This window comes from Exiguobacterium sp. UBA5002 (assembly GCF_002396765.1).
Lineage (GTDB): Bacteria > Bacillota > Bacilli > Exiguobacteriales > Exiguobacteriaceae > Exiguobacterium_A.
The window spans coordinates 1-2,718 of the sequence record NZ_DGYQ01000014.1 but is presented as its reverse complement, the minus strand read 5'-3'; the positions used below and the strand labels follow the sequence as shown (position 1 = coordinate 2,718).

The following is a 2,718-nucleotide window of genomic DNA, read 5'->3' as shown; positions in this document are numbered from 1 at the left end:
CTTGACAGGGAGCAGTTCACTTCCATTACGAAGCGACACAGGGAGTGTTTTTCTAAATGATATGCCTTATTCGACACGTGCTCCTTCCGGAATCGGATGTTCCGGTACGACGAGAATCGGCATCCATTGTTCCGAGCGACCGATCTCAAGCACCCGACCGGACTCTTCAGGCGTACGACCAGGTATATTGAGTACGGCAATCGCTTGTTTTCCAAGCAATTCATGGACATCGGGTCGCAGTGATTCCCAGTCGAGTGAGAATAAACGCGTAAATCCGTCGAATTGTAGTTCAAGCTGAATTGAGCCATCGGTAAGATCCGAAAGCGACTGGATTGTACCAACACGTATATCTAAAGCATCGAATAATTCAAGAGGAACGATTGGTTTCATGGACAATGGTGTACTTCCTTTCAAAGTGAAGCATAGAATTGGTCAGGAGTCGAGAGAGACATAGGTCGGCTCATAAGTCGTCCATTCGAAATCAGGCGCTTGATGACGTGCAAGCTTCGCTAATTGGCTACCGAGATAGGGTCCGATCGTCAAACCAGATGCACCAAGTCCGTTCGCTAGGAACACGTTCGGATGATTTTGAAGCGGTCCGATCACCGGCAGGGAGTTTTTCGTATACGGGCGTAAGCCGATACGCAGTTCATCAATCGTTGTTTCTTCGAGACGCGGTAAGACAGGTAAAGCCCGATTCAATAAGGCATACATCCCCTTAACGGTTGGTTTCAAGTCGTAGTCGGTCTGTTTTTCGTGTGTTGAACCGACGATCAGTTTCCCTTCGTGGATTGAGACGAGATATAATCCGCGTTGTCCCATGACGACGGGCCAAGTCGTTGATGTAGAATCCGTCAAATCGAGTTGCAGGATCTGTCCCTTCTCCGGATGCAAATCGATTTTAAGCTCAAGTGGACGGAGTAGGTCATTTAACCAAACACCCGCCGTTAAAATGAACTGTTCTGCCGAGTACTGTTCATTTTCCATGGTTATACCAGTGACGACTCCCTTGTCTACGACAAGAGTAGCATCTCCTTCTAGGACGGTCGCACCGTGTTCGACAGCACCACGAATCAATGAGGCACACAAGGCACGTCCGTCAACGCGGGCACCACCGGAAACGAATAAGGCATCCTCGATCTGTTCGACGAGTGGAAAGAGCGTTTTGACACGATCTTGGTCCAGTCGTTCGATACGTTCGATGGCAGGCGCTTCCGGAAAACGGTTTTGCGCAATCGTCTCCATCTTTTCGATTTTTGATGTTTCGTGTAAGGCGATCGTGCCAACTTTCTGATAACCCGTACTCGTCTCACCGAGTGCTTCCAGTTCAGGAATCAATGTCTTATAAAAATGAGCCCCGTTATTCGCTAATTTGTACCATGCCTTATTTCGCCGCTGTGTCATCCATGGACAGATGATGCCGGCTGCCGCATGAGAGGCTCGACCGGGTTCCTTCCGATCGACGAGTAAGACGCGTTCACCAGCCTTCGATAAATGATAGGCAGTCGAGGCACCGAGAATTCCGGCGCCAATGATGATATGGGAGTACATGAAAGATTCAACTCGATTCTGTTCAATTGGAATATCTTTTATTGTAGCAGTAGAAGATCCGGACGACTAGCAAGAGCGGGTTTCCAATCTGTAGCACATCGAATGATGGGAAATGATGGGGAAAGTGAACCATTTAGTGCGTCATGACGTATACTAAATATACAGTTTCTAAAAACTGTGAATTAGACGATTAGAAACAGCTGAATTCGGAAACATACCCTTATAGGCATCATGTCCTGTCATCATCGACTTTGAAACGGTCCATCATGAAGGAGGGGAAGGCAATGAATATGAGTCAAGCCATCGTACGCAGACGCTACACGGATCATACTTTATTTTATTCCGCCATCCTAATCTGGAAATTGCTATTCTTCCTGCCACTGCTCATGTTCGTCAACAGCGGTACGGACCATGTGTTTCAAATGTACTTCGTACCGTACCTCACGGTCATCTTCCTATTTCGTGTGATGACCTACTTTGCGACCTATAAAGCATCTTTCATGGAGATGACGGAAATGGGTCTCTCGTTATCCTTGCTGATCGCAGATGTATATTTGATTGCATTGTTCGATATTCCACTTCCGTTTGCTTTAATTATCCTTGCGCTTGCCTTACTCCACTTCAGTGCGGCATTCAGTCGTTTTCGTTGGTTCCGCCGTCGTCTTTGGTTGAATCGGCATCTTGAGATCCTCAATTATTTGACGGATCACGGTGAAGTACCCATTAAAATCGCCGTCATGGCAGAAGATGAAATGCTTGTGACGACGAAGAGTGGAAAAGAGTTTACGTATCGTCAGGTTTATTGGAGCGGATTTTATATTGAACATGGTTGATTGCTATATGAAACGGATTTCTTTTCGGGGAAATCTTTTGAGACTGAAGACAAGTGCAATTGTTCTCTAACGAGAAGGATTGCGCTTTTTTTGTTCGACTCGCATCGTTTTCCTGGGACAAGCATCGCGCCGCTTCGCTTCGCTGCAGGGTCGCTCTTGCTTGTTTTTCCCTAGGAAGCGATGTCGAGTGAACAAAATGCTTCTCGGTCCTTCTTCCGGATATAAAAAATGACGCATTACACGCCACTCCTACAGGAAAAAGTGCGATTTTGCGCTGTCAGAGACAAACAAGACCCGTTTTCCTGCTCGAATGGAGCGGGAAAACTGGCTTGTG

General features: G+C 46.9%; 3 protein-coding genes. 1 reads left to right on the top strand and 2 read right to left on the bottom strand.

Annotated features, from left to right (window positions below; translation table 11 throughout):
- Nucleotides 1-66 precede the first annotated feature (66 nt).
- Entirely contained in the window at nucleotides 67-390 is a 324-nt protein-coding gene (locus B4C70_RS02920; RefSeq protein ID WP_133207443.1) for a hypothetical protein, read from the bottom strand.
- A gap of 42 nt (nucleotides 391-432) precedes the next feature.
- Nucleotides 433-1,551 (bottom strand): NAD(P)/FAD-dependent oxidoreductase, encoded by a 1,119-nt coding sequence (locus B4C70_RS02915; protein WP_290776898.1) that lies wholly within the window; start codon nucleotides 1,549-1,551, stop codon nucleotides 433-435.
- A 284-nt stretch (nucleotides 1,552-1,835) separates the two neighbouring features.
- On the opposite strand from B4C70_RS02915, the gene B4C70_RS02910 reads away from it, so the two are divergent.
- Nucleotides 1,836-2,384, top strand: coding sequence for a hypothetical protein (locus B4C70_RS02910; RefSeq protein ID WP_023468520.1), 549 nt, complete (start codon nucleotides 1,836-1,838; stop codon nucleotides 2,382-2,384).
- Nucleotides 2,385-2,718 lie beyond the last annotated feature (334 nt).

Coding starts and splice junctions, on each gene's coding strand:
- B4C70_RS02920 (WP_133207443.1), bottom strand. CDS start 390: ATGAAACCAATCGTTCCTCTTGAATTATTCGATGCTTTAGATATACGT.
- B4C70_RS02915 (WP_290776898.1), bottom strand. CDS start 1,551: ATGTACTCCCATATCATCATTGGCGCCGGAATTCTCGGTGCCTCGACT.
- B4C70_RS02910 (WP_023468520.1), top strand. CDS start 1,836: ATGAATATGAGTCAAGCCATCGTACGCAGACGCTACACGGATCATACT.